This window comes from Bradyrhizobium sp. PMVTL-01 (assembly GCF_051861855.1).
Classification (GTDB): Bacteria; Pseudomonadota; Alphaproteobacteria; order Rhizobiales; family Xanthobacteraceae; genus Bradyrhizobium.
The window spans coordinates 1,546,091-1,569,400 of the sequence record NZ_CP193982.1 but is presented as its reverse complement, the minus strand read 5'-3'; the positions used below and the strand labels follow the sequence as shown (position 1 = coordinate 1,569,400).

The following is a 23,310-nucleotide window of genomic DNA, read 5'->3' as shown; positions in this document are numbered from 1 at the left end:
AGAAGAACTCAGGCGGCGGAGACCTGCTCGGTGCGCTCGCCCGGCAGAGGAATGCCAAGATGCTCGCGCAGCGTTTCGCCGCGATAGTCCGAACGGAACAAGCCGCGCCGCTGCAGAACGGGAACAACATGGTCGACGAATGCAGGCGTGCCGTCGGACAGAACATCCGGTATGACGTTGAACCCATCCACTGCGCCAGCCCGGAACCAATCTTCGAAGGAAGCGGCAATCTGCTCCGGCGATCCAAGCAGCAACCGGTGACCGTAAGCAGGCGCCTCGACGATGATCTGTCGGACCGTTTTGCCGGAGCGGACGAGCGCTTCCACAGTGCGATACTGGCCGATGGAAAAAGCCGCGTCCGCATGTCGCGGCAGTAAGTTGGGGTCGATTGGTTGGTCGATTTTCAGCCTTTCGGCAGGAATGCCGAAACGACTGGACAGCGCATCAAGGGCAACGTCAAAGTTGATAAGGTCGTCAAGCTCCGCCTTGCGCTTGATGGCTTCCTCTTCCGTTCCGCCCACGAACGTGACGACGCCCGGCAGGACAAGGGGCGCCCTTCGTCCATGTTGAGAAGCAAACGACCTGAGGCGATCGGCCTCGCGCAAGGCGATTTCCAAATTGCCTGTCGATGAGAACACGGCATCGGCGCTTCGGGCCGCAAAATGAAGCCCTTGATCCGATCCGCCGGCCTGGAAAATAACCGGCTGCCCCTGCCTTGAGCCCGGATGTGTCAGAGGCCCGCTGATGTCGAAGAACTCGCCGGCATGCCTCGTCGTCCGCAGCCTGCTCGGATCACCAAACCGCCCCGAGGCCTGGTCCAGAATAAGGGCGCCTTCTCCCCAGCTCTGCCAAAGGGTTCGCACGGCCCCCACGAATTCTTCAGCGCGGCGATAACGGTCATCACGGGATTGCTCGTGGCCGCCAAAGCTCCTCGTCGTATAGACATTGGATGTCGTAACTGCGTTCCAGGCCGCGCGGCCGCCACTGACAACGTCAAGCGACTGGAATCGTCGCGCGAGGTTATAAGGCTCGTTGTAGGTGGTGGATGCCGAGCCGATGAGCCCAACAAATTTTGTTTCTCGTGCGATGCTGGCAAGCGTAATCGTCGGCTCGATGCCATTGAGCGGCGGGCTTTTGTCGATCGCTGGATTGAGCGCTGGCGTATCGGCGAGGAAGACCGCGTCGAGCTTTCCACGCTCCGCGAGCTTTGCAGCTCGTACGTAATGTTCAATATCGCAGAATGCCCCGGGAGGATTTCCGGGCCACCGCCACGCTGCCGCATGTCCCCCAGCGCCATGCAGGTTCAGGCCAAGATGAAGCTCACGTTCAAGCGGCGACGACATCACGCAGTATATCCGCTAGTGATAGTGGTACGCCGGAAGCTCAAAAACGTCATCGCACTCTTCTCAATTTTCGGTAGCCATGAGCGCGTCATGGCACCTTAACATTGTTGAGTAGTGGACCAGCGTCAACCACGGAGGAAAAATAAGAATGCCTGTTTCAATTCCCCCCGCCGGACAATTCATTTCTGTTGGGAACGCCTGACGGTGCGGAACGATAAACTCCGTGGCTGAGACGCCCCCATCCATCCGGATTGCAGTCACATCGACGGACCGATAGCAGCCACAACTCAGACTCACGTAAACGACGAATGCGCTACAAGGCAATCCCGCGCCAGCGATAAGAGCACTTCCTGCGTCGCTCGGTCGCCTACCGCACCGCCGGATAGATTTTGTATCTCCGGGGCGCACGGCTCCCCCACCAGAAAGGCGCATGCCGTCGCAGTCAAGCTTGCTCGTTCTGATCTTTCAGGACTGATCGCCGCTCAGGAATTCTACTCGTCCGTCGCCTTGCAAGATGATGCCACTGCCGAGCTCTCAGGAAGTTTCTGTCCCGTCGACATTAACCGAGCCCCAATCGGGGCAGTGAGTTTCATTAGATCACTGATCGGCTGTCCTGTCTCGCGTTTACCGAATTTTCGGAATTATCCTGACCCTATGGCGTGTCTCATCAGCGTCATGTCTCAACGCCACGGTTGAGCTATTGAGCTTCTGATTCGGACGACGAAATGAGGTGGTGGCTTGCGCGGTGCGGGCTTAAGCCCGCCGGCCCGCGAGCCACCAATAGGAACTTTGCTGTCTCAGCTCTATTTTCACCGAACTTCGCCCTCTTAGCTGATCCGCGTTGCCGGCAGATCTTCGGGCCGATCGATTTTCTCAGCGATGTGCCGCCCAGATCGAAGGGGGCCGCCACTTTTGGGCTGCCCTCGCAGCCTTCGTGCCGAAACGTAGCAATAGTTGCTCCACCTCGGCGGCCGGCTTGGCGCTGAACAGGAAGCACTGCACCTCGTAGCAGCCTTCCGGCCGCAACCAGTTGAGCTGGTCGATCGTTTCCACGTTTTTGGCGATAACGCAAATATCCCTGCCATCCGCTTTTACATGGCGCCAGTGCCGTTCGGCCTGGCAGGTGCGACGCCGGCGCATGACCGCAGGCCCCTTTCCCGAGTGCCCCCGCGAGAAGCTCCGCAGTCTGTGCGCGAGGGACGAAGCCGCACGGCCGAGACGCAAAGCGGCTCGGTGCACGAGAGCCCGTTGCAGCGCAAGCCGCACGCGCGCAAGCGGAAGAAGCCGCCAAGACTTGTATCAAAAGATGCAGATTTCCCTTTGCATTCGTTTGCGCATCGCAGATGCCGATACGGAGGATGGGAAAGCGTTCTCATAGATTCTTTTCTAAGTGGTGTGGCGCCGTCCATGGTCGAAAGCTTGAGTGACCGTCCTGGGGGAGACGCGCGGTGGGCGAACGAGGGCAAAGAGGTCGGGGCGCGAGGACTGCCAAGGCTCTTACAGATAAAGCCATTGGAGCAAAGGGCGGGGCCCGCTCCCTCCCCGCCAGAGGGAGCCACGCCATTGGAAAGGCGCGCTACTATGCAACGCTCAATTTTCCGTCGCCTAGTTCGGCGCGCCTCTTAGAAGCTCACGGATGTCCCGATTTTCGGCCCGGGCGTTGCTTTATAACATTGCGCAGGACGATTTCAGAGAGCTGCACGACCAGTTGCTCGAGACGCGCAATCTCTTGCTTGTATCTCTCGATCTCGCGTCCGTCGGTCACCACCGAAACCTCATGGCGATTGTCGCTTTCCTTCATCCTACATGCAGAACCTTTTCGTTCGAGAGGATCGGACAGAACTTCGTACCTCCGCCGCGCGCTTTGTAGCGCCGCTTAGACCAAGGGATTGAAAGACCTGTCCTTCATCGCCACCCTTATTGAGCTAGCTACCCTGCCTCTATGCGCGCAGGAGAGCTAGTCCCATTTGGGATAGAACTTGTTGCTACTGCGTCTTGAACTGACCTAGCGCGATTGTCGGCTCGAGTTCTCCCCGATCTTGACTTCACTCGGCTGGCGATCCCATGCAGCGGATATGCTCGCCTAGAGCTTCGAAGATCGGATCGATTTTTGGAATGTTCCACGTAGGATGTGGGTCCAACTCATCGGAACCGAAAGCTGATAGCCTCGGCAATGTCGAGGTATGGCTTGCTGAGCGCAAGCGGAGTGGTCGTGCTGTTTGGCCTAGTGGGTCTGTAAGACGCACCACCGATTTGAAGGCTGTTACGGAAGTGGGAGAGCGCAACAACTCGCCATGCGGTCTCACCAGAGACCTCTATACCCTAAGGACCAAACGAACCTCTACTGATCACTGATGATCAGTTCGATGTGCCCCTCGCAGAAAAGCTTCAGAGCGCGTCCTGCTCGCGTCGGCGGCAGCCGATGAGGGGTAAGCGCCGGCGTTTGCCGAAGTACGCACGCTTTCTGGCTCATTGTCCTACTCTGGGGCAGCAGATGTAGAGCTGGTCGGACGAGTGCTGCTGGCCAGCTCGCCCATTGCAAGTTTCCTGGCGACAGATGCTGCCCGCGGCCGCACAACAGCGACACGGCCAATTTTTGCCTGCAGCTCGAGCAAGTCAATGAACTCGTCAGCCTGGCGGCGCAGTTCATCCGCAATCATCGGCTGCTGTGTCGCCAGCGAAGAGACCACCGTAACCCGGACACCTCGCCGCTGTACGGCTGCCACGAGCTTTCGGAAACTGCCATCGCCTGAAAACAGCACCATCTGATCGACCTGCCCGGCGAGCTCCATCACATCGACGGCGAGCTCAATGTCCATGCTGTACTTGACTTTCCGTCGGCCGCTCGCATCGATGTACTGTTTGGTCGGCTTCGTGATGACCGTGAACCCATTGTAGTCAAGCCAATCGATCATCGGGCGCAGCGACGAAAATTCCTGGTCCCGTTCAATTGTCCGCGTGTAGTAGAAGGCCCGCAATAACTTGCCCCGGCTCTCGAACTCTTGGAGCAAGCGCTTGTAATCGATATCGAAGCCGAGCGCCCTGGAGGTTGCGGACAAATTCAGTCCATCGATGAACAGAGCAACCCTATTGACCGGGTAACCTATCATACACGGATCTCCAATGAGCGAACTCGACGTTCGCGCTCGGCTACCGAATGGAGGGGACTATCCCCCTGTACCATCGATCGCGAGCAACTGCTGGGAGGACCCAGGCGATGCGCTCGGATCTAGCGAAATTGTCGGCCCGCCTCGCTCGCGAAGAACTCACGAATCGATGAAGGCGGCGCTAGTCACGTCGGTCGGACTGCCTGGATAGAGCGCTCGCGCCGCCAGCCCCTCAACACTTTCCTCAAGGCACACTCCCCAAACGCGGTCATTGCCAGCTCCGGACCTGCCCCACCCGACATCCATTTCTAACTCTGAAATGACGGCCCAACAGTCCCGTTTGAGATATTCCGTTCAATTCGCGGCGGTCATATAATAGCTGCACGCACTTGCACCGGAAAACAACGAGCGGAACAGGTTCTTCGGTTGCATGGAAGAACATCGATCTTCCTACAGGCGTCGAGTTCTCAAATCGGGAGCTATCGAGTTCTCAGGCGGCAGCCTGCCCTGCGTGATCCGCAATATTTCTCAAACAGGCGCTGCTTTCGAGGTCACGAGCCCGCTCTGGTTTCCGAATACTTTCGCGCTGGTTATTCAGAGTGAACATCTTCGTCGGCTTTGCCGGATCGTCTGGCGAAAAGAGAGACGGATCGGCGTCACGTTTATTGATTCGCACTCCTCATAAAAGCGCGCGGTTCCGTGCGCGACGGAGTGCCACGGTCAAGGCAGTATGCCAGATAACCGGCAGTGACTTCCGGCCAATAAAAAGCTAGCGTGACCGACAGGACGAGGCCTGCTGTGCTGAATAGCACAATGAGCGTCAGCGACTCGGTCTCGGCGCTCGGCTTGACCGGGCGGGCGTCGACCTGCGCACGGTTAACCTTCATCGTTCGGGACGAACGCTCCTTCCTATCAAGCAGCTTTTTCATGGCGCCAAACGGCGATCCAACGAAACTAGCCTAATACATTGGAACAGCCATCGGGTACGGGCAGATCTGAATTGGTGGATCGACATTTGTGTCTGCTTCGTATTGTGGTCTGAGCCTAACGCATCATTTATCGCAGCCGCGACAACAGCGAGACTAACTCGCCTTGACGCCTGGTCGCGGTGCGTAGAAATACGGCCTTGAGGTGGTTTCTGGCTGTTCCTGGAGAGATGTTCATCTCACGGGCGATTTGCTCCAGCGATTTTCCCTTTGCCAACCGCGATGCGAGTTGCGCTTGAACGGGGGTCAAGCCGAAGACTTCCATGAGAGATGCCTGTGAAATGACAGGCATTTCATCTAAGTCCGTCAGCAGAAGGACAACGCTGACGTCACAAGGCAGGGTGTTGGATCCAGAACTTCGCAGGATAGCTTCCATCACGATGGGTCGACGACTGGCGCGATTTACTGCGAGATGTGAAACTGAGGGCACTTGCTTCTCGGAGATCAGCCGCGCGCGATCCAGCAGCGCCTCAAGCCTCAATCGCGATTGGCAGTCTGCCACATAGATCCGCCGGCCACGTACGGAGAACTCACTGTCAAAGACTTTTGACGCCTTGCCGCTAACCGCCAACACTGAGCCGTTTCGATCAAGCAAGATTGCAGGGTGGTTTATCAAATCGAGCGCAATGAGAACGCTCGAGTACTCCTTAGGAGACATCGCCGTCTCGTAGCTTCCCTGGCGCGCATCGAGCATTTGAGACCCAGCAAATCAGTTGGCGCGCGTCACGGCCAAACTTCACATGGCTGAAAGCGACACCAATGTCGGCATATTGTGTCAACTTTTAGTGAAACGCAGTGCTAAGGACAGTCCCATTTGGGATGCCCGCAAAACACTCTCTGATCCAAATGGACGATCGCAAATCATGATGGCATGGACGATCGTAAAACATGACGGCTCGGCCAGGGTCGAGGCAAGCGCGCTTTACTGCACCGCACATGCTCAGCGATTCTCATTTGATCGCCTTCACGCGGCTCGGCATCTCTCAGTTTAAATGCGGTCAGCGCCCAAAGTCGCGCCTCGGCTCGTCGAAGAGGCGACGCTCAATATTTGGATGACCAGCAAAGTCGAACGTCTCCATCGTGCGCATGGCTCGGCGGGCCTGCATTGCCTCACACGGAGCAAGCGAGATCATCCAACGACAACGTGGAAGCAACATCGCGACTTAAAAGAGAACGCCGGCGCGCACAGTCGATCCCACACGTCCGGCGCTAGATGCCGTTCGCGAGCGACCGTCGCGCTTGTGTCAAGTTCCAAGTGTAGAGGTCGAACGGCCCCTCAGGTCTCTGCAAAAGTTTCACCCGCTACGCGCCCCCCATCGTCGGGCGATCTTAACGCTACTAAAAGCCGAAGTTCGCCATTTTTGGCCCAATAAGCTCAGGAATTCTGCGCAACACCGGAAGGACGCGCAGAACGTGCAGAACATGGCCGCGCAGATGATCGTACGTTTGCACGGGATTACATCGAACACGTGAAGAGGATCACGGGTACGACAAAAGCCACTCTGCTACCGCTCCGCCCCGGTCCGGCAGCACGCTAAGGTCATCATCGTTCACGGCCACAATGAGAGCGCGCGCGAATCCGTCGCCCGGTTTCTTGAACAGCTCGGGTTCGAGGCGATCATTCTGCACGAACAAGCCAACCAAGGCCGCACCGTTCTTGAGAAGATTGAAGCGCGCAGCGAAGTCCGCTTTGCCGTCATTTTGCTGACGCCAGATGACATCGGCGCCATGAAGAACAGCGATGATCTTCAACCCCGCGCGCGTCAGAATGTCTTGCTCGAATTGGGGTATTTCATAGGCCGCCTCGGACAAGCACGCGTTTGTGCGCTCAAGCGCGGCGATATCGAAGTGCCCCTCGACTTCGGAGGCGTTGTTTATGAACCATTCGATGCCGGCGGAGCGTGAAAACGGGCCCTGAGCCGTGATTTGCTGGCTGCAGGATTCGATATCGATTGGAATATCGCCATGAAGAGGTAGCTATTTTAAGCAGTGAGAAGACACAAGGATGGATAGCGTCATAGCGATATTATCATTCTCCCCTTTCTCAAGTTGAGAAACACTACACGGGCAAATTCGAGCCGACACCAATATCTCCCGCAACACGTCATTTGGTGTTCGAGACAAAATGGGATTGAACATTCATCCCGAATGGTGACTACCGACGGTTCTTGTCCTGGCCGGTCTCAACATCGGAGACTTCGTCGGCGTGCTGATCAAGGCTGTGATGGGTCGCCGAAGCGTTCCGTCTTGATCGGCGAGGGTTAACGAACTCGTCAACAACATCGTAAGCCTGAAGCAAAGGCGGCGTCAGCGAAAAGAAGACACCCAGCCCGATCGCGAGGACAACGTGGCGAAGAGAAAAGCTATCATCCTCTTCGCTTGATGGTTCGGCGTTCTCTTTAATTAATGCGGGTGAACGACTACCGGAGGTGCCGTGCTGATGGCTAGATTTCCACGGTTTGCGCGCGGGAATCATGACTAGTACAAAGAGGACGTTGATCAACAACCAAATACTCAGGGCTACAAGAATCGTTCGCATCAAGTTTCCCAACCCTCTTGCCAAACAACGCTGCGACTGATCGATCCCGTAATCAGCCTCGATCGAGCGCGAATATCTGCTGGAAACTCGCCAAATACCCATACGGATTCCTGCAATATGCAGCGCGCCTAGCACAAATCCGGTCTTAAGACGGCGTCTTTGACGAATTTCAACGCCTGACGGGACCGACGGGGGTGTGGAGCAACTCGCGTTAAACTCGTCGGCGCCGGGGCCAGCTCTGTCAGACCAGCGCCTCTCGCCGTTTCCGCCTAGCCGGGGATTAGGATCTCAATCGAGAAACCGTTTGGCGTGGCGCCAAAACTTTCTACGGAACTTACAAATGCGCACACTTTGCAAGGTCGTGATAAACCTCTCGCCGTCGAGTTACTAGACTCAAACTGGTGCAGGTGGCGATCTCAACGTTGGCGATCGACATCTCGCCCGAGGAGTATCGGGCCGAACACAGGCCGCCGGGGTCGGATCCCCGGTCGAGGATAGGCTCCCCGCTGGCCTTCTAAGGATTTCGCGCAGAGTATCGGGATCATCGTGTGCTTCCACAGGATCTCCGGAGAACGCTCCGGAATAGTTCGGCGGTCGCCATAGAACCTGCACGCTAGGAACGTTGGGCCGGTCTAGCTGCATCAGCCGGTCAACCGAGAGCGATCTCGAAACAGCCTTTGCGTTTGCGATCCACGCGAGCAGCCCTACGGTCCTTGGCAGAACGCCTAGGATCAGCGTCCGCTACTGTGAACCCGTTCCACGGCTGAGCCGCCGCCCTCAGCGCGAGGCTTCGACCTATTATGCGCCATTTCGCGGAATTATAGGCCTGAGCGGTTAGCTGAGTGCTAGGCAGCTCGAATTGAGCGCACCTCAAGTAGTGACAACGAACGGGAATTGCCACCGTTGGAGAAGCGAGCTGCGGACGCTTTCGGTATGACGAACCGCCGCCTAATCTGGATTGATTTAGCAATCTTGAACTCTGCGCTAGAGCACACCGGACCGGGCGAATTCGATCCCACTATTGTTGTCACCGTCATTGAGCGGAAAAAACCTTCGTGACGTGGCCCCGACGGTTCGGGTCGAGTGGCTGATGCAGTAGCTGCGGCTGAAGTGTTATTTGCGCACAAAACATGCGAGTCAGGCGCGAAAATCGCCGCGAGCCAGCGCCAAAAACGCTTATGTGTGCAGTTGGCCGCGCGATTAGACGACGTTCGCACAAGTTTGGAGTTCTCGGTGAGTGAACAATCTACTCACCCCGATGCTCCTTCAGTCGCCCTTTGGGGCGTTTCTCCCTGACTGGGCCGTGCGGAAACGACCGCACGGCCCATTTTCGAAATCCAAAGAATGGTGGAGCGGGACGACTAACGGACAACGGCGTTAAGCGCACGAAGCCAAGCCCCGCGTTGAAGCTTGCGGCATGAGCTGCGGCTTCTGCCAGGTGATCTACCCCTTCTCGCGCTCGCAGATCTGGTGATCCGACGCAATCGCAATTCAATGATGTCAACGAGGAGGTTGCGTAGAGGTATGGGAAAGGTAGTAAGCTTCCCCGGACATTATTACAGCCGGGACTTCAGCTTCAAGGTTTGCGAGCGATGCGACGGAATCTCCGATGGTTTGACAACTCACTGTCCCGGCGTCAGCTTGCCACCGCTTGTCGGCTGCAATGTCGCCGCCGGCCTGCTCAACTATGACGAACGCTGCGGCGGTTGGCACTGGCGTGTGCCATGGCTTTCGCACAAGCCAGTGTAATGATAGCTTCAGCGCTGAATCTGCGAGTGGAGAGCACGCATCCGCAAAGCGAGTATCGCTGTCGCGCATTGCGGCTCATGGTCCTTATGCCAAAGACCAAGGATCACTTGCAGTCGGTCCACATTGACCTGCCGGCCAACTGTCTCGGCGAACGCGGCGCCTTGACGGTCGTCTCTCTTCTCAGCTGCACCGCCTCGACCCCGGAGGCAATCTCGATCACGCGCTGGTAGCGGTTGGCGGAAGCGCTGGAATATATCACGCCGAACGCCCCTGAAACGACTGCACGTCGCACTGAAGCCGAACATGCGCAAGGTTTCCGAATCCACTGCACAAACCAGCTGTAGCCAAGCGCGGGCCCTTGGTCATGGCCCCGAGCACGTCGAGGTCAGCTTGTGGCGGCGCCGTTCCAGATCGTTATCGCTTCCTCGGGTGTGTCGACCGCCTTTCGAGACCTCCATGCCGTAGGGTTCGCTCGCAACGAACGCGCCTGCTCGCATCCTCCTGGATTAGGACCGGGTAGTGCTTGGCAATCAAGCACCTCCGGATCGGATGCCTCCGATTTCGTGTTGCGCTCATTGGTATTCGGATCAACTGCCACTCTGTAGTCTGCCTCGAGCAGCTCCACCAGGCGCTCGATGCGAGCGGTCCGGAATGGATGGGCCGGCTTGGTCATCAGGGCAGGCCCCTCGGATCGAATGCGAAGAATCCAATGATGAAGATGACGAGCGTGCGAGGAGTGGCGTTCATGCGCCGGGCTGTCGGTCCTCTGCCGAATGCCAGTCCGCGCCGTGGAGGCGGATCATCTCGCGACGGGACCGCTCGATGAAGACGCGCTCAACGCAAAAGCCGGCGGCGACTGAAGCCGCTAGCGCAAGGCCGCAGGCGAAATAATCATTCATTAAATTCCAAAACATGTTGCTGCCGGCGACGCCGACAAAAGTAAGTGTCATCACGGTATTACAAATTGCCTTAACCACGTTGTTCTCCAGCCGGACGCCTTTAGCATTGCAACAGACGCTTAGCGGCGTTTGATGGTTGTGATCCGCCGTCTTTCTGCTCAATCAGCTTGGGTCCGGCCGTGTTGTCTCGCCCCGTGGAATCCGATCGACCGTATCTCGCTCTGTGCCATGAAACGTGGTGACGATTTGGCAGACACCCTTCGCCAACCGATAGGACGCACCGTCGGCTTTGCAGCGGTTTCGGCGGCCAGCGCAGCCGGGCAGCGCAGCCGAGTAGCACTGCATCTCTGGACCATAGAAGGAGGCGTTCTCAGCGTCGGGGCAGCAATTAGTGCAGGCTCAATCAGTTCCAAAGCACACGCACGAAAGCGCTTCGCGAAGGACAGCCGTGGAGAACTATGCCGGAATCGACGTGTCATTGGACCTGTCGAGCCTGTACTTTTTGGATGCCCAGGGTAAAGATCCTGAAGGAAGTGAAGGTCGCGATCCCGGTGCGGGAACGAACCCAGCTCATCAATGCGCTCCGAGGACACCTCACGGAATATAGTTGGATAGCGCCTAAGGGGCCATCGCATGTGGCGACGGACCGGTACCGATCCGAACGAGCCCAAGCAATGCGCCAAGTGCGACACCGACCGTTGCCATCAGCGAAACCCACCACATCAGTTCGCTCCAGGCGCGCCGGTGATGGCGCAATTGGGTCGGATAAAGCCAATGCGGGATGCTGCCGACATAATTCAGCAGGCGCTCTTTGCGCGTGGTGGTGAGGACCACGTCGCCTGATTTCGATAAATGTAAATCTCGGTGCCGGACGGGTCATGGAGCGCGATACGTTTGAGCGGACGATCGGAGTCAAAATTGGTCGCGACCGTCCACTGGTCATAGTCGATTTGGTCGGCGGTCGCGCGCGACATATCCATGCCGCTCGCCAGAGGTTGTTCCGTACGCGCCGGGAAAGGCAAGAAGTGCATCACGATTCCCGACGCAAACCACATGGCAAACAGCAGGCAGAATGCGACGCCCCACCAGCGGTGCACGGTCGCGAGGACCACGCATCTTTGGCGCATCACCACTTGGCCGAGGCGGACAGTTCGAATGTCCGAGGCGCGCCGAGATAAACTTGGTCGGGATACCCCGGATCAGACGCGACAGCATAGACGGAGTTCGTCACGTTGCGCACACGAAAACCAACCCTCATCTTCTCTAAACCTTGCCACTGCAGATCGCGGCCAGAAATATCCACGAATGCGAAGAGATCAGCGGTGGTGTAGGGCAGCATAGCGGTGAGATTATCCTCAAACAAATAGCGCTGTCCGACATATCGCACTGCGCCACCGATCTCGACCGGCCAGCGCCAGCCATCGAACCGGTATGACGCCCCTGCATTGATGATTACGGGTGCGACATTCGAGGGTGTATTACCGGTCCACACGTCGAAATTGCCATACGTCGCCTGCGTGATCGCGATATTGCCCCAGATCTTGAGGTTCTCGATCGGTCGCACAGCGCCGGCAAGCTCGACGCCCTTGCTGTGCACTTCGCCGGCCTCCGTGGCGACGGCGTTGGTTAGCGCTACGTAGACATTTCGCCGCTCGATGTCATAGACCGAGAAGGTAAATTCGGCTCGCTTATCAGCCGAAATCGCCTTTACACCGGTCTCGTAGATGCGGGCGCTGGTCAAGTCGAGCGTCGTGCCCGGCGTTACTGAAAAGATACCCGCGGCTGCCGGATCGTATGCTGTGGCGTACATGCCATAGAACAACAGACCCTTGATTGGCTCGAAGGTCACGGCGGCTCGATAAGATACTGGTTGCCAGTTCTTGGTGAAGGGCTGCCCTGCTGGAATCGTACCGTCGAAGTTGATACCATCCCGAGTCAACGTCATGTCCTCGACGCGTATGCCACCGATTAGAGCCAGCATCGGCGTAATTTTGAGCTGGTCTTCGACCGTGATCGCTGCATCGTCTAGGCGGCTGTTGCGGATGCCTGGCTGCGGTGGCAGGCTATAAAGCCCAGGGGCGGGATTTACCACGGTCACGGAGTCGAACGGAAACTCGTCAGGATTCTGCTCCTGGGCGAACTGAATCTCGTTTCGGCTTACTGCCAATTGCGTGGCGAAGCGATTCTGCATGCCGAAAAAGGACGAACTCCAGATCAGGTCGGTGTTATCGCCGATTACCTGCTGCTTGTGATTAACAAAAAAGCGGTCTCGATCGATCATCGAGGTTCCAGTGTTGAACGCGTAAGTTTCACTGTCAAACCAGTGACGCTTGGCTCCAAATTCATAGGCTTGATTCTTGATCGTAATGTCCTCGTTCAGCGCCCATTCGAAGCCGCCACGCAGCCAGAGACCATGTGAACCGATGGAATTGTCGGCGACATTGTAGTTCGTCCTTAGTGTTCGCGAGTCCACTGTCACAGGCGAAATAACTGAACCATCAAAGGTGCTGATTGCCGATCCCGCGACGACACCGTGCGTGGAAAAAGGTCCAGAGAATGTTGTCGTTGTTAGCGGTGTGCCCCAATAGGCGTGGCCGTAATCTTGATTGTACTCGATGGCACCGAATACTTTGAAGGAATCGGTCACCCGGTAGTTGAGCTGGCCCGAGATATTGTTGAGCTGTTGATAGTCGCCTTCGATGAAGCTGTTGATCTTCGAAGAGCTGACATCGAACCGGTAGTCGAGCCCGTCAACTGACGTGCTGCCGCCAGACCCGAAATGCGTCCGATAGGTGCCAAGTGTATCTATTGAGGTGTCAAGTTCGTTCTTGATAGGACCGCTCGTGGGCTGTCTGCTCACATAGTTGACGGAGCCGCCGATCGTGGCAAGGCCTGACATTAGCGACAAGGGTCCCTTAACAAATTCGACTTGCTCTAGATTGGCAGTATCCAGGACGCGCGACGTGATGCTTTGCGGGCCAATCCATAGGCCGTTGTAGAGTACGGTCACTTCGCCAAAGGAAAAGCCGCGTGTGGAAAAGCCGGAAGGTGCCCCTGCCACATCGACCGCCAGCACGCCGACGGCGCCTGCTACCGTCTCGGGAGTGGTGCGGTAGCCCTGCTCGCGCATGGTTTGCTGACTGACAACTTCGACTGTTGCCGGCGTCTGAAAGACGGAAAGGCCGAGCAGGTTGGAGCTTGTTGCAACGACATTGCTATTGAGAGGTGTCGGCGCGGGCTCGGAATTTGCGATAGATCGCGTCGCAGGCTTGGGCCGTGCGGCCTGTGCGGCGCGCCTGGTCCGCTTCGGCACATTTGCCGGTTCCTGGCCGGGCCGGCTCGCAGTGCCATGCGGCTTGGGCGGCCGGACGGTCACCGGCTCAAGCTGTTGTGGGCTTTGCGTTGACGCAGATGCATTGGCCAAAAGCGCGACGACCACCCCGGGGATCAGCGCGGAGCATCGCCAGCGTTGCCTCGACGAGATCAAGCGGAGAGATTGCGCGCAGATGCGCGACGGCGCCGGGCGCCCAGTAAAGTTAGAAATCGACACGGTTGTGCTCGACGGCGAAACAATACACCCGTCACGCGCACTGGCACGACGATCTGCCCTTCGCCCCTGATACGGCAGACCCCGAACGCCTCTTGTAACGCTTCGGAGCACCCCGCCCGACGCGTTCGCGCATGACCATTGCTGGTAGCAGGTCTCCTGGCTCGCGGGTCGCTGCTTCGGATCACCTTCCCAGGATCAAGACAATCCCAGTGGCATTAAATGATCGTCGGCTCGCCGCTTACAGTTGCGGGGGCAGCTGCGGCATTGTCCGTTGCAACAGACGCACCGCATTCCCTTGATTAGCCCTTCGGGCACTACCGCTCTCAGACTTAATGAAGTTCAAAGGCGAGTCAAGCGGCGCTAGTCTCCGTCAGCTCGAAGATTAGAGGTGTGCCAGTTGGGACACGCCGCCCGTCAAAAAGCCATTGAGGCACGGATAAATTCACATTGGTTGGCTGCGGGTCATTTTCGGCGGTTTCAGCAGGGATTGTCGGCGGGCTGATGTCCGCTTTTAGCCCGTAAGCGTCCAACCAGCTCCTTCCTCGAAGCGTTGCGCCCGACCAGATCGCTGTGATTCAAGCTTCCAAACTGGGGGCTCGAATCATGCGCTACGAATTCGCCGATTATGAATGGGTTGGCATCAAGCCGATGCTACCGAACGAGCCCCGTGGCGTTCCTCGGGTGAACGACCGTCGTGTCCTCAATGGCATCTTCTGGGTCTTGCGCTCTGGAGCACCTTGGCGTGATCTGCCCGACATCTTTGGTCCGGTCCGTACACCACCTGCTACAACCGCTTTGTTCGTTGGCGGCGGGCTGGCGTTTGGGGCCGCATCATCGACGCGCTTGCCGCTGCCCATGACGCCGCTGTTCAGATGATAGACACCTCCATTGTTCGCGTGCATCAGCACGGGGGCCTACATCACAAGGGAGTCCGCGTCCTAGTTGGACTTGCCTGCAACGCCACCGTCGGGCACGCGAAGAACCCCGATTGCACCATGTACATCAAGACCTATATCGGCGCGGCAGAAGCAGCGCACGATAATGGCTGATTGGGCCGCGTTCTGCGATGGCAAGCGCGCTGCGGGCGGCGTGGTTGCGATGTCTCGCGCATTGCGTGTCTAACAACTTTCTGACTTTCGTATCGTGGAGAACCTGTTTCCCACCAAGTAGAACTAGGCCGTAAACCCAGCTGTGGACGCCCCCCCAGATGCAAGCGGCTCTTGAAACAGACCACGAAAAGTACCAGAGAGTCTCATGGCTACTGGGTCCACCACTTGCCTCCGAAATCCCGCGCGCGCCGCCCCTATCGCCCAAAGGGATTTCGTTGAGACCCCGGCGCAACTGGATAAACTGGTGCAACCACCAAGGACTCCCGGATGGGGGTGAGCGCCACCCGGTTTATTAACCCTCAGCCGATCATGCAGAAACACTGCAAAAGGTGGCCCATCGGCGCCGATTATGGAACCGGTTGTGGTGCTAAATGCGCCGAAACGATAGCCGAAACGAAGGGGATGCTCCGGCTCCGCATCTTCGGCTCACACACCGACGACTTGAGCAGGATCGCCCGCGATGACCAAGCAGTGCGAACATAGATCAGCATGGCCTATCTGCAGAAACAGCTCGCCAGGCAGCGAAAGGCCCTCGGTGAGCGCGTGTCGCGTGCCGAACGTGAGATCACGAAAGATCGCGACCACTGGCGCGATCGCGCCGACATACTGGAGCCGGCATTGATTGGACCTAGCTTCGACTGAAAACCCCGACACTGACGGAGAGAAGATCATGCCCGTACAAATGAACGCCGAGCTTTTCTGCAAGCTGCAGGAGCTATCCCGCCATAACGCGGTCGCCCGCGCGCTTGTCTTCTTGTGGGAAACCGGCACCCTGACCTACGAGGACTGGGCGACGAAGGCGATCTCTCTTCTCATTGATCAGAACGAAACGCTCTCGGCGATCGCCGTGGATACGGAGAAGCGCGCCTGCCGCCTGCCCAAAACTCCGCCCGTAGCCTCAGCCACACGTTGAGAGAGCGCCCCGTGTCCGACACAAGACCGGAACGCCGCCCCCCGGGCCCGCGCTTTGGCTTGTCAGCGGCGCGAAACAGGAGCCGCTACGCTGCCCGCCGCCGGCCACGATGCCAAAAACGAGAAGACGCTTTGCTTCTACTTCAAGCGGCGCATGATCCATGATGAGATGCGGCACCTTCACGCGGTCATACGGCAGGCGGCAGCCTACTCGCCGATCATCGACGGCCAAAGCCCGCAACGTCTCTCCTTGTCTCCCTTGCCGACAAAGTTGATAACGCGGAAGCGATTGTTAGCGACTATCGGGACATTGGTGAGATATTTTGGGATCGATTCACCGGAGGACGCGAAGGCACAATCTGGTACTACCGAGCGCTGGCAGCGATTTTCAACGAAGCACTGCCTGGACCATTGGCACGCGAGCTTTCACTGGCTGTGTCCCACTTTCCAGCCCAATAGCGAGACCTCTACTAGCTTGGGCAAGGGGCCATGGACTGCGAAACATGCTTAAGACTGGTTGAGATGAAGGAACCTACGATCAAACAACTCTTGCATGCAATCAGGCGATTGCCAGCTAAGATGCCAGAGACCGACCGCCTATCGACCAGCAACTACGACACCCACAAGGATCACTGGCTCGGCTGGGCAGGCGGTTACAACGATCCCGAAGGTGGATACTACGGACGCAGCGACACCACCATCACAGGCGCACGCACCTTGTTCCAGCGCCTTAACTGTGGACCCATGATCATCTGGCTTGCGGAAGCGGCTGGGGAAAGCCCGGAGCTGATACGCAAGGCGATCAAGGATATGGAACGACGCGGCAACGGCCGCGCTCAGACCGAGGCGAAGATTGCGCGCGAACACCTCCTCTGGGAGCGCATTGTGTCACTTGTGTTCAAGAAGTCAGAAACAATTACGAGACGGTGAGCAACAAAAGACCGCTGTCGCATGAGCAAGATCGACCACGAACATCGGAACCTGATCGAAAAGATTCAGAAGGGCGGCAAGGCGCAAAAACCCAAGATCGCTCGCGCAGCCATCCCCGGTGAGCGCGAGGGGGACCTCGAGCGGCTACAGGAGACCAAGCGGCTTGCGAAAAAGATCCAAGACAAGATGAGGCGTCAGAGAAGGGCGATACGTAAGAAAATTCGCAGCGAGGCCATCGAGGCGCTGTTCGCGAGGTCGCACGCAGGCATGAACGACGGAGAATAGGGATACCGGCTCTTGGGCCAAAGTCGTCAACTTTTGATATAATATAAGGGTCTATATCAAGTTTTGACGACTTCGGGACTAAAGGGACCAGCCAAAGGGGAGCCTGCTAAAGGCAGGCGTATAGGTGGTCCTTACATTTCCTGTCGAACATCCTTCGTGGCCCCGGGTATCCGAGGCTTTCCGGAATTTCTGCTAGCAATTTTTAAGGCCTGATACGCCTAAGCAAGGGCACCCCTTCCCCCGGGGGTACCCCTAGGCCGGATCTCCCGACAAAAAACGATTTGAGGGCGAGTCTGGCGAAGTGTGGAGCGGCCTATATAATCGCCGTGAGCGTAGGGACGTAAGTAAGGCACGCAAGGAGATGGTGGTTGAGCAGGTTCGAGGTGGCAATCTCGTTTGCCGGTGAGCAAAGAGAATTTGCCGAGAAAGTAGCGAAAGCGCTCCATAAGAGAGGCGTGCGGGTTTTCTACGACGAGTTCTTTGCACCCGAGCTGTGGGGTAAGAATCTAGCCGAGGAGTTCCACCGGATTTACTCCAAAGATTCACACTTCGCGCTAATGCTTATCTCCAAAGAATACATCGAGAAACATTGGACGCGGCACGAGCGTCGTGCGGCGATAGAAAGGGCTTTGACCGAACGCTCCGAGTATATTTTGCCTATTCGGTTTGATGAGGCGTGGCCTGATGGAATTTCGAGTGCCACCGCCTACCTACCAGCTTCGGAATATTCCCCCAACGACGTAGCCCATATTCTTTTCAAAAAGTTGGGCGTCGAAGAGAACAAGAAAGACTCTCACGTAGAACCACCTCAAGTCTCCTCGATGGTGGCCGACGTCGGCTTTGACTACACAAGCTTTAATGGACGCTACGTTATTGGAGCCGACGAGCAAGCGTTTGAGACAGCGTGGTCAGCGGGCGGTCCAGGGCTTATTCATGCCTACGACGATGGACGGAACATCAAAGGCATTGCTATTGCTGAAGGCGCTAGATCGCTAGAGGACATCACCGACGCGTCTCAGTACGATTTTACGTCTAGGTCGCGCCTTGTGCGCGAGGGCGAATACCTGATTCTTCGCAACATGGAAGGCTTTTACGCAGCCATCAAAATTATCGAAGTCAGATACAAAGACCAGCGAGGCTCGACAGATCACTTCGTTAAATTTTTTTATGTGATTGCAGGCGATCGCGAGACCGATTTCAGTAAATACAGCGTATCGGAGTGAACCAGCTGTAAGGCGTTGTCCAAATCTGTTTGAGGACACCAAGTATTGTGCGACACGCAGCGCCAAGGCGGCAAACGGCTCATGTCCTTTCAATCAATCGTAGCACCTAGACGATCTGCCTCAAGGCCGAGCTGGAAGCACCGAGCAAGATTCACCGTTCGAGTGCCGCTCGACCTTGACCCAGCTCGCCTAGATGCTCCTCGATCTTGCGCCGGGACGGAAGAGCGCCTCTACGATCGATTTAGGTCTATGTCCAGGTCAATACTTTCCCCAAGGCAGAAGCCTTAAGGGGCGGACACACTTGACTAAGCTATTGAAATCATTGGTACAGTTGGGTGGGTACTGCAGTTCCGCGGCTTTGCTCCTGATAAACCTAGCGTTTTTAGAGCCGTCGATGCCATTTTGTAGCGGGCTTTTGTATTTTCCTCAACCTCAAATCCCTGTCTCGCAGCAGCCCGACTGGAGCTAGCCGGGAGCGTTCAAGGTCATCGTGGCCTGCGAGAGACCCGCAGGTCATTGCCATCTTTCAATTGTAGAGCGCCTCCTAAGCGAAGTAGTCGAGGCAGAGGGCGCTGCAGTCTCGCTCTGTCAGCTACAACCGACCGATGAAACGCGGATGACCGACTGCTCGACTTGCCAAACTTTCAGGACGGTCATTAAGCTGATCGAATTTGCCGATACCGCACTGTCCAAGACGTGATGTCCAACGCTTCTAATAGGCGGCCTAGACGCGTCTTGGGCTGGCCCTCCCTAGGGGTGACCACGGATAGTTGCAGAAACCCAACAAAATTTGGCTCGCTGCTTCGCGCCCGCTACCACCCTCAAGTGGGCGACTGACCAAGGGACCGGCGCGTCCATTCAAGTTCGTCTTGTCGGTAGGCGTTGCCGGTCATTATTGCCTCGTGTTGCAACATAGAATTGAGGCCTCCACCGGGAATACGTTCTGCCCGAAGCCGACAGGAAATGCGACCTCGCGCGTTGTCTATCGTAACCACATTGATGGACATGTACGTAGTTCCTGGTTCAGTGGTATTTACCTTTCCCACGGTCGAGCCACATCCGACAACAGTAATGCCATCATGCACCTCCACCCGGGGAATATGCTTATGCCCATGTAGGACTAGTCGGATGCAGCGAGCGCGCAGCCACGACATAAACTGCTCAGAATTTTCCAACGCGTCAGTCTTTTCGAAGGTTTTGCCTAAAAGGCGTTCGAACCAGTCCTGCCGATACCAATCCGGCCGTTCGACAGGAATGGGATGGTGATGCAGCAGTCCGGCCAATACATAATTCTGCGCTTTTTCGCGTTGGCGGTCGAGAGCCTGTCCAACATCCAACATTTCCGTTTCGTCAATGGATCCACAGGCGAGACGGCCTCCCCGGACAGAATTGAAGCATGCAAAGCCCACGCGTGAGGCATCGAACCATCGAACTCGATCGGTTTGAATGCGCATCGCATTCTGAAGCTCTGCACTTAGCCACCCATCCTTGCGAACATCATGATTACCCAGAATAACGACGGGCTCGTCGGTGCCGACGCTATGGAGAAATTCAAGAAAATCGCGCACGGCATGCAGATGCGCCTCATCCGGAGTGTCCATCAAATCGCCTGTCACAACAGGTACAAGCGGCTCATCATCGCCCAACTCAATGGCAAGCTGCTGGATCAGCTGTTTTACTCGTGGCAATCGTCGCATTGCGTCGCCGCTTCCGAGGTGAATGTCGCTGAGATGCAGCATGCGAAGAGGGACAACATCCGCCCTTACGTTGTTCATTTGACGCGCATACTGCTGAAGCAAGAGGGATATGTCAGGTCGACCGTAAGTTACAGCGAGGTGCGAAAAGATCCATTCCAGCCGATCAAACGCCAAGTCGCGCGGGGCCGGCACTTCGAAAAAAGCCGCATCGCCTGTGCGCGTCCACACCAAAACGCCGGGCCATTTCGTTGCATTGGCCAAAGCTACTCGGAAGGCCGGGAATACGTTATCTAGCTCTACCCTTCTTCCCTCATCAATGCTCTCTTCCAGTTGAAGAATGAGCCCCGGGTCGTCAGGACGAATGTGGACAAGCCGTTCGAGCAATTCTGACGAGGAGAAAAATCGATCAAAATTCCAGTCTCCACTTGGAATAAGCAGCGCAGTCCAGGGCCTGTCTCTAAAGAACTCAATCAGCGGAGCTAGCACCTCGGACGCTTTTCGCCCATTTTCGAGAGCCTGCACTGCCCACCTTAGAGCATCATCGAAATCCATGTGACGAGGTCGCGTACCATAGAAGCTATAACGTGCCGATCTGAGCAGTGCTTCGAGGGCGAAGCGCTCTTCACTATCGTTTTCGAACTGGGGAGTGGGTCCGGACGGCTCTAGGATGTGAGCTATCCAATTTGCATGTCTGAGCGAAAGGCGGAAACCCATGACTAGCTCCATCTACGGTGTACTAAAATAAACTATACTCCAGGTCGTAACCCTCGTCGCGTGCTATCACAACCGATGACGCTCCAGCTAATGATCGGGCAACAAAGGCGAACCGTCATTTGGCGGCTTGAACGTCGCGCCGCATGCAACTCGTCCGAAGCAGTGGAGGCGAGCTGTTGGGCATCGCAGCATAGGACTGGCCCCCACCGTCACGCCGGTGAGGCGCGGCGAGCCAATTGATGCTAAAAACGGCGGCAAAGTTCGTACCTAATTCTCGGAAATTGGAGACGGTGATAGGTACTGACGCTCCCTAGGGGAGATGAAGGGCAACACAGGAAGAAACTGAAAAACAAGATCAAATCAGCTTGGCTGCGGAAGCATTGCTACCACTTCGGGCTACCACTCGGCAAGACGGCAAGCGGCAAGGGACATCATAGCTGTTTGGCCTCACCAAACACTTCGACGATCCAAGCGCTAGTAGCCCCTGCCTTCTTACGAAATCGTACGATGCCCGGGTCGTCAGGTATTTTCCGGCTTGAGAATTCAGCGGTGCTTTCTTTGATCGTACGTTCGACTTCAGTTCGCCGCCTGACGCGAGCAGCCGCAGGGATGTTCGTGGCATATAGCTCAAGGCTCAGGTGGACGAGGTGGTGTCCGACATCAACGCTTACGTTGGTCGTCAGGTAGCCATTGCGGACCACACTGATCATAGAGCTACCCCTGAACAACTCCATAATAGTGACATCGTGGTTATCACCCACGAGGCTTACACCAGAGCGAACAAAACCCTGTCTGGTGTCAAAGCGGAGCGCTGGAAGAGACTTACCCGCTGGAGCGGTCAACGCCTCCTGACCATTGTGGATGAAGCGTTAGCGAACGTCGTAGAGCACAGCCAGGTGAAGCTCGATGACCTCACGTTCCTGGTCGGCCTCATACCGCACGAGCTGCGGCTGGCTCATGCAAGCGAGGTGCAGGCCTTGGAGGCCCTGCGCGACAGGATGCTGGCCCAGGCTGACACCAAGGATGCCTTCCAGGTTGGCACGTCACTGGTCTGGGCGCAGGCGAAGCTCCAGTATCGGCTAACCTAACGGATTTGAGAACAGCCATGCGTCAGCTCCCTTACGACAGGCAAATCGGTAAGGATGACGACAAGGAACGTCTACGTCTCGCGATGAGGTACGACAAGGTGCTCGGTGATGCTGAGGCGCTACTCGACCAGTTCGCCTTGATCGCTGTCTCTGGTAACAGCATTCCATCAACTCGGCAGCGCTTGCGGTGCCATTGGAGCTTCCCGGCCCGGTAGTTCTGGATGCGACGGCCGGTGTGGATCTGATGTACCAGCTCATGGAAGACCGTGCAGACATGTGGCTCGCACGGCAAGCATCGGTAAGACAAGGATGGAGGACTTGGCAGGCAAACGTTTCCCGCAGTTACAAGCAAACCTCAATGAGAGACTATCGGCAAACCGCAAGGTCCTGTTCTGCGTTCACAAGCACGTTGAGCACCTCGTGCCGACGCAAGCAGACCTCGGGGTGACCGAAGTAGCCTCGGCTCATTGGGGCGCAATCGATGGCAGCAACGACTACAAGGATTTCGACACTGCCGTGATCTTCGGGCTTCCGTTCAGGGATCGCATTTGGGGTACTGGTGTGTTCTTTGCTTTCCGAGGAGTTCAAGCCGACGCATGGCATGACAATCCCACCTGGAAAGACCACGCGAACGTGCGTGAGCTACTGCAGCGGCGACACCTCGCGACTTCCATCATACAGGCCATGGGCCGGGTACGGCTCCGCAAAGTCGTTGACGAGCAAGGCCGATGCGCGCCAACCGACGTCTTCATGGTACTGCCGAGCGGGGCGCGGGGCTCCGAGATACTTGAGTACATCCGTCAAGAGTTGCCCAACATCTCAGTGCGAGACTGGGACTTTGAACTTGATGGCCCCAAGATACGTGTGGAGCGCAGCGGTCTACCTCACGACCGACTGGTCACCTTCATGTCAAATCGGAGCCCCGGTAGAACCTCTATAAGCCTCATCGGCCGTGAGTTTGGTCTCAAGCCTCACCAGCGGAAAGACCTGCAAAAGGCGTTGCGTGACGATAACCACCCGACCGCCTTGAAGCTCAAGGAGCTGGGGGTCACGTATGGCTCGGAAGGCAAAGGCAGAGGAGCGAAGAGCTTCCTCATGAAGGCCGCCTGATTGGCACTGGCCGCACCGATGTTTTCCGCTTGAAGTCTTAGGTGCGGCCCCTACTTTCTTCGATAGACG

At 56.9% G+C, this 23,310-nt stretch carries 21 protein-coding genes, 1 pseudogene and 1 riboswitch; of the genes and pseudogenes, 10 read left to right on the top strand and 12 right to left on the bottom strand.

The features are described 5' to 3' along the window. Positions 1 to 8: 8 nt before the first annotated feature. From ACRQ5Q_RS07365 to ACRQ5Q_RS07350, 4 genes are all read right to left on the bottom strand, one after another. A complete protein-coding gene (locus ACRQ5Q_RS07365; protein ID WP_439396727.1) occupies positions 9 to 1,343 on the bottom strand; it encodes an NtaA/DmoA family FMN-dependent monooxygenase in 1,335 nt (444 codons plus the stop codon). A gap of 873 nt (positions 1,344 to 2,216) precedes the next feature. Further along, entirely contained in the window at positions 2,217 to 2,483 is a 267-nt protein-coding gene (locus tag ACRQ5Q_RS07360) for a hypothetical protein (RefSeq protein WP_439396725.1), read from the bottom strand. A gap of 490 nt (positions 2,484 to 2,973) precedes the next feature. Next, a complete protein-coding gene (locus ACRQ5Q_RS07355; protein ID WP_439396723.1) occupies positions 2,974 to 3,144 on the bottom strand; it encodes a hypothetical protein in 171 nt (56 codons plus the stop codon). Positions 3,145 to 3,820: 676 nt separating this feature from the next. After that, entirely contained in the window at positions 3,821 to 4,453 is a 633-nt protein-coding gene (locus ACRQ5Q_RS07350) for a LabA-like NYN domain-containing protein (RefSeq protein ID WP_439396722.1), read from the bottom strand. Between the two features lie 427 nt (positions 4,454 to 4,880). On the opposite strand from ACRQ5Q_RS07350, the gene ACRQ5Q_RS07345 reads away from it, so the two are divergent. After that, complete coding sequence (locus ACRQ5Q_RS07345) at positions 4,881 to 5,135, top strand: PilZ domain-containing protein (protein WP_439396720.1); 255 nt, start codon at positions 4,881 to 4,883, stop codon at positions 5,133 to 5,135. On the opposite strand, the gene ACRQ5Q_RS07340 is transcribed toward ACRQ5Q_RS07345, so the two are convergent. Beyond that, complete coding sequence (locus ACRQ5Q_RS07340) at positions 5,113 to 5,379, bottom strand: hypothetical protein (RefSeq protein WP_439399983.1); 267 nt, start codon at positions 5,377 to 5,379, stop codon at positions 5,113 to 5,115. The two genes, ACRQ5Q_RS07345 and ACRQ5Q_RS07340, sit on opposite strands and share 23 nt — an antisense overlap. A gap of 127 nt (positions 5,380 to 5,506) precedes the next feature. Next, entirely contained in the window at positions 5,507 to 6,130 is a 624-nt protein-coding gene (locus tag ACRQ5Q_RS07335) for a helix-turn-helix transcriptional regulator (RefSeq protein ID WP_439396718.1), read from the bottom strand. Between the two features lie 848 nt (positions 6,131 to 6,978). Here ACRQ5Q_RS07335 and ACRQ5Q_RS07330 point away from each other — a divergent pair. Further along, positions 6,979 to 7,341, top strand: a complete 363-nt coding sequence (locus ACRQ5Q_RS07330) for a TIR domain-containing protein (RefSeq protein ID WP_439399706.1) — start codon at positions 6,979 to 6,981, stop codon at positions 7,339 to 7,341. Positions 7,342 to 7,591: 250 nt separating this feature from the next. On the opposite strand, the gene ACRQ5Q_RS07325 is transcribed toward ACRQ5Q_RS07330, so the two are convergent. The 5 genes from ACRQ5Q_RS07325 to ACRQ5Q_RS07305 form a co-directional block, all read right to left on the bottom strand. Continuing rightward, positions 7,592 to 7,975, bottom strand: a complete 384-nt coding sequence (locus ACRQ5Q_RS07325) for a hypothetical protein (protein ID WP_439396716.1) — start codon at positions 7,973 to 7,975, stop codon at positions 7,592 to 7,594. 2,134 nt (positions 7,976 to 10,109) lie between these two features. Beyond that, positions 10,110 to 10,397: a hypothetical protein gene (locus ACRQ5Q_RS07320; RefSeq protein ID WP_439396715.1), complete on the bottom strand. Its 288-nt coding sequence runs from the start codon at positions 10,395 to 10,397 to the stop codon at positions 10,110 to 10,112. A gap of 70 nt (positions 10,398 to 10,467) precedes the next feature. Beyond that, on the bottom strand, positions 10,468 to 10,701 hold the full coding sequence (locus ACRQ5Q_RS07315) for a hypothetical protein (RefSeq protein WP_439396713.1): 234 nt from the start codon (positions 10,699 to 10,701) through the stop codon (positions 10,468 to 10,470). 719 nt (positions 10,702 to 11,420) lie between these two features. Beyond that, complete coding sequence (locus ACRQ5Q_RS07310) at positions 11,421 to 11,735, bottom strand: hypothetical protein (protein ID WP_439396711.1); 315 nt, start codon at positions 11,733 to 11,735, stop codon at positions 11,421 to 11,423. A gap of 14 nt (positions 11,736 to 11,749) precedes the next feature. Beyond that, the gene (locus tag ACRQ5Q_RS07305; protein ID WP_439396709.1) at positions 11,750 to 14,173 is read right to left on the bottom strand and encodes a TonB-dependent receptor domain-containing protein; all 2,424 of its coding nucleotides are present in this window, start codon (positions 14,171 to 14,173) and stop codon (positions 11,750 to 11,752) included. 129 nt (positions 14,174 to 14,302) lie between these two features. Then, positions 14,303 to 14,507: riboswitch (cobalamin riboswitch) on the bottom strand. A gap of 269 nt (positions 14,508 to 14,776) precedes the next feature. Here ACRQ5Q_RS07305 and ACRQ5Q_RS07300 point away from each other — a divergent pair. The 6 genes and pseudogenes from ACRQ5Q_RS07300 to ACRQ5Q_RS07275 all read left to right on the top strand — a co-directional run. Then, a pseudogene (locus ACRQ5Q_RS07300) lies at positions 14,777 to 15,108 on the top strand (IS5 family transposase); the annotation flags it as partial. A gap of 663 nt (positions 15,109 to 15,771) precedes the next feature. Beyond that, positions 15,772 to 15,924 carry a hypothetical protein gene (locus tag ACRQ5Q_RS07295; RefSeq protein ID WP_439396707.1) on the top strand — a complete coding sequence of 51 codons (153 nt, stop codon included), beginning with the start codon at positions 15,772 to 15,774 and terminating at the stop codon, positions 15,922 to 15,924. 28 nt (positions 15,925 to 15,952) lie between these two features. Beyond that, the gene (locus ACRQ5Q_RS07290) at positions 15,953 to 16,195 is read left to right on the top strand and encodes a hypothetical protein (protein ID WP_439396705.1); all 243 of its coding nucleotides are present in this window, start codon (positions 15,953 to 15,955) and stop codon (positions 16,193 to 16,195) included. Between the two features lie 521 nt (positions 16,196 to 16,716). After that, positions 16,717 to 17,124 (top strand): hypothetical protein, encoded by a 408-nt coding sequence (locus ACRQ5Q_RS07285; protein ID WP_439396704.1) that lies wholly within the window; start codon positions 16,717 to 16,719, stop codon positions 17,122 to 17,124. A 21-nt stretch (positions 17,125 to 17,145) separates the two neighbouring features. Then, positions 17,146 to 17,409, top strand: a complete 264-nt coding sequence (locus ACRQ5Q_RS07280; protein ID WP_439396702.1) for a hypothetical protein — start codon at positions 17,146 to 17,148, stop codon at positions 17,407 to 17,409. Between the two features lie 368 nt (positions 17,410 to 17,777). After that, complete coding sequence (locus ACRQ5Q_RS07275; RefSeq protein ID WP_439396700.1) at positions 17,778 to 18,632, top strand: TIR domain-containing protein; 855 nt, start codon at positions 17,778 to 17,780, stop codon at positions 18,630 to 18,632. An 821-nt stretch (positions 18,633 to 19,453) separates the two neighbouring features. Here ACRQ5Q_RS07275 and ACRQ5Q_RS07270 read toward each other — a convergent pair. Beyond that, complete coding sequence (locus tag ACRQ5Q_RS07270; RefSeq protein ID WP_439396698.1) at positions 19,454 to 21,043, bottom strand: metallophosphoesterase family protein; 1,590 nt, start codon at positions 21,041 to 21,043, stop codon at positions 19,454 to 19,456. A gap of 650 nt (positions 21,044 to 21,693) precedes the next feature. On the opposite strand from ACRQ5Q_RS07270, the gene ACRQ5Q_RS07265 reads away from it, so the two are divergent. Next, positions 21,694 to 22,131, top strand: coding sequence for a hypothetical protein (locus tag ACRQ5Q_RS07265; protein ID WP_439396696.1), 438 nt, complete (start codon positions 21,694 to 21,696; stop codon positions 22,129 to 22,131). A gap of 318 nt (positions 22,132 to 22,449) precedes the next feature. Next, complete coding sequence (locus tag ACRQ5Q_RS07260; RefSeq protein ID WP_439396695.1) at positions 22,450 to 23,241, top strand: hypothetical protein; 792 nt, start codon at positions 22,450 to 22,452, stop codon at positions 23,239 to 23,241. Positions 23,242 to 23,310: the final 69 nt, after the last annotated feature.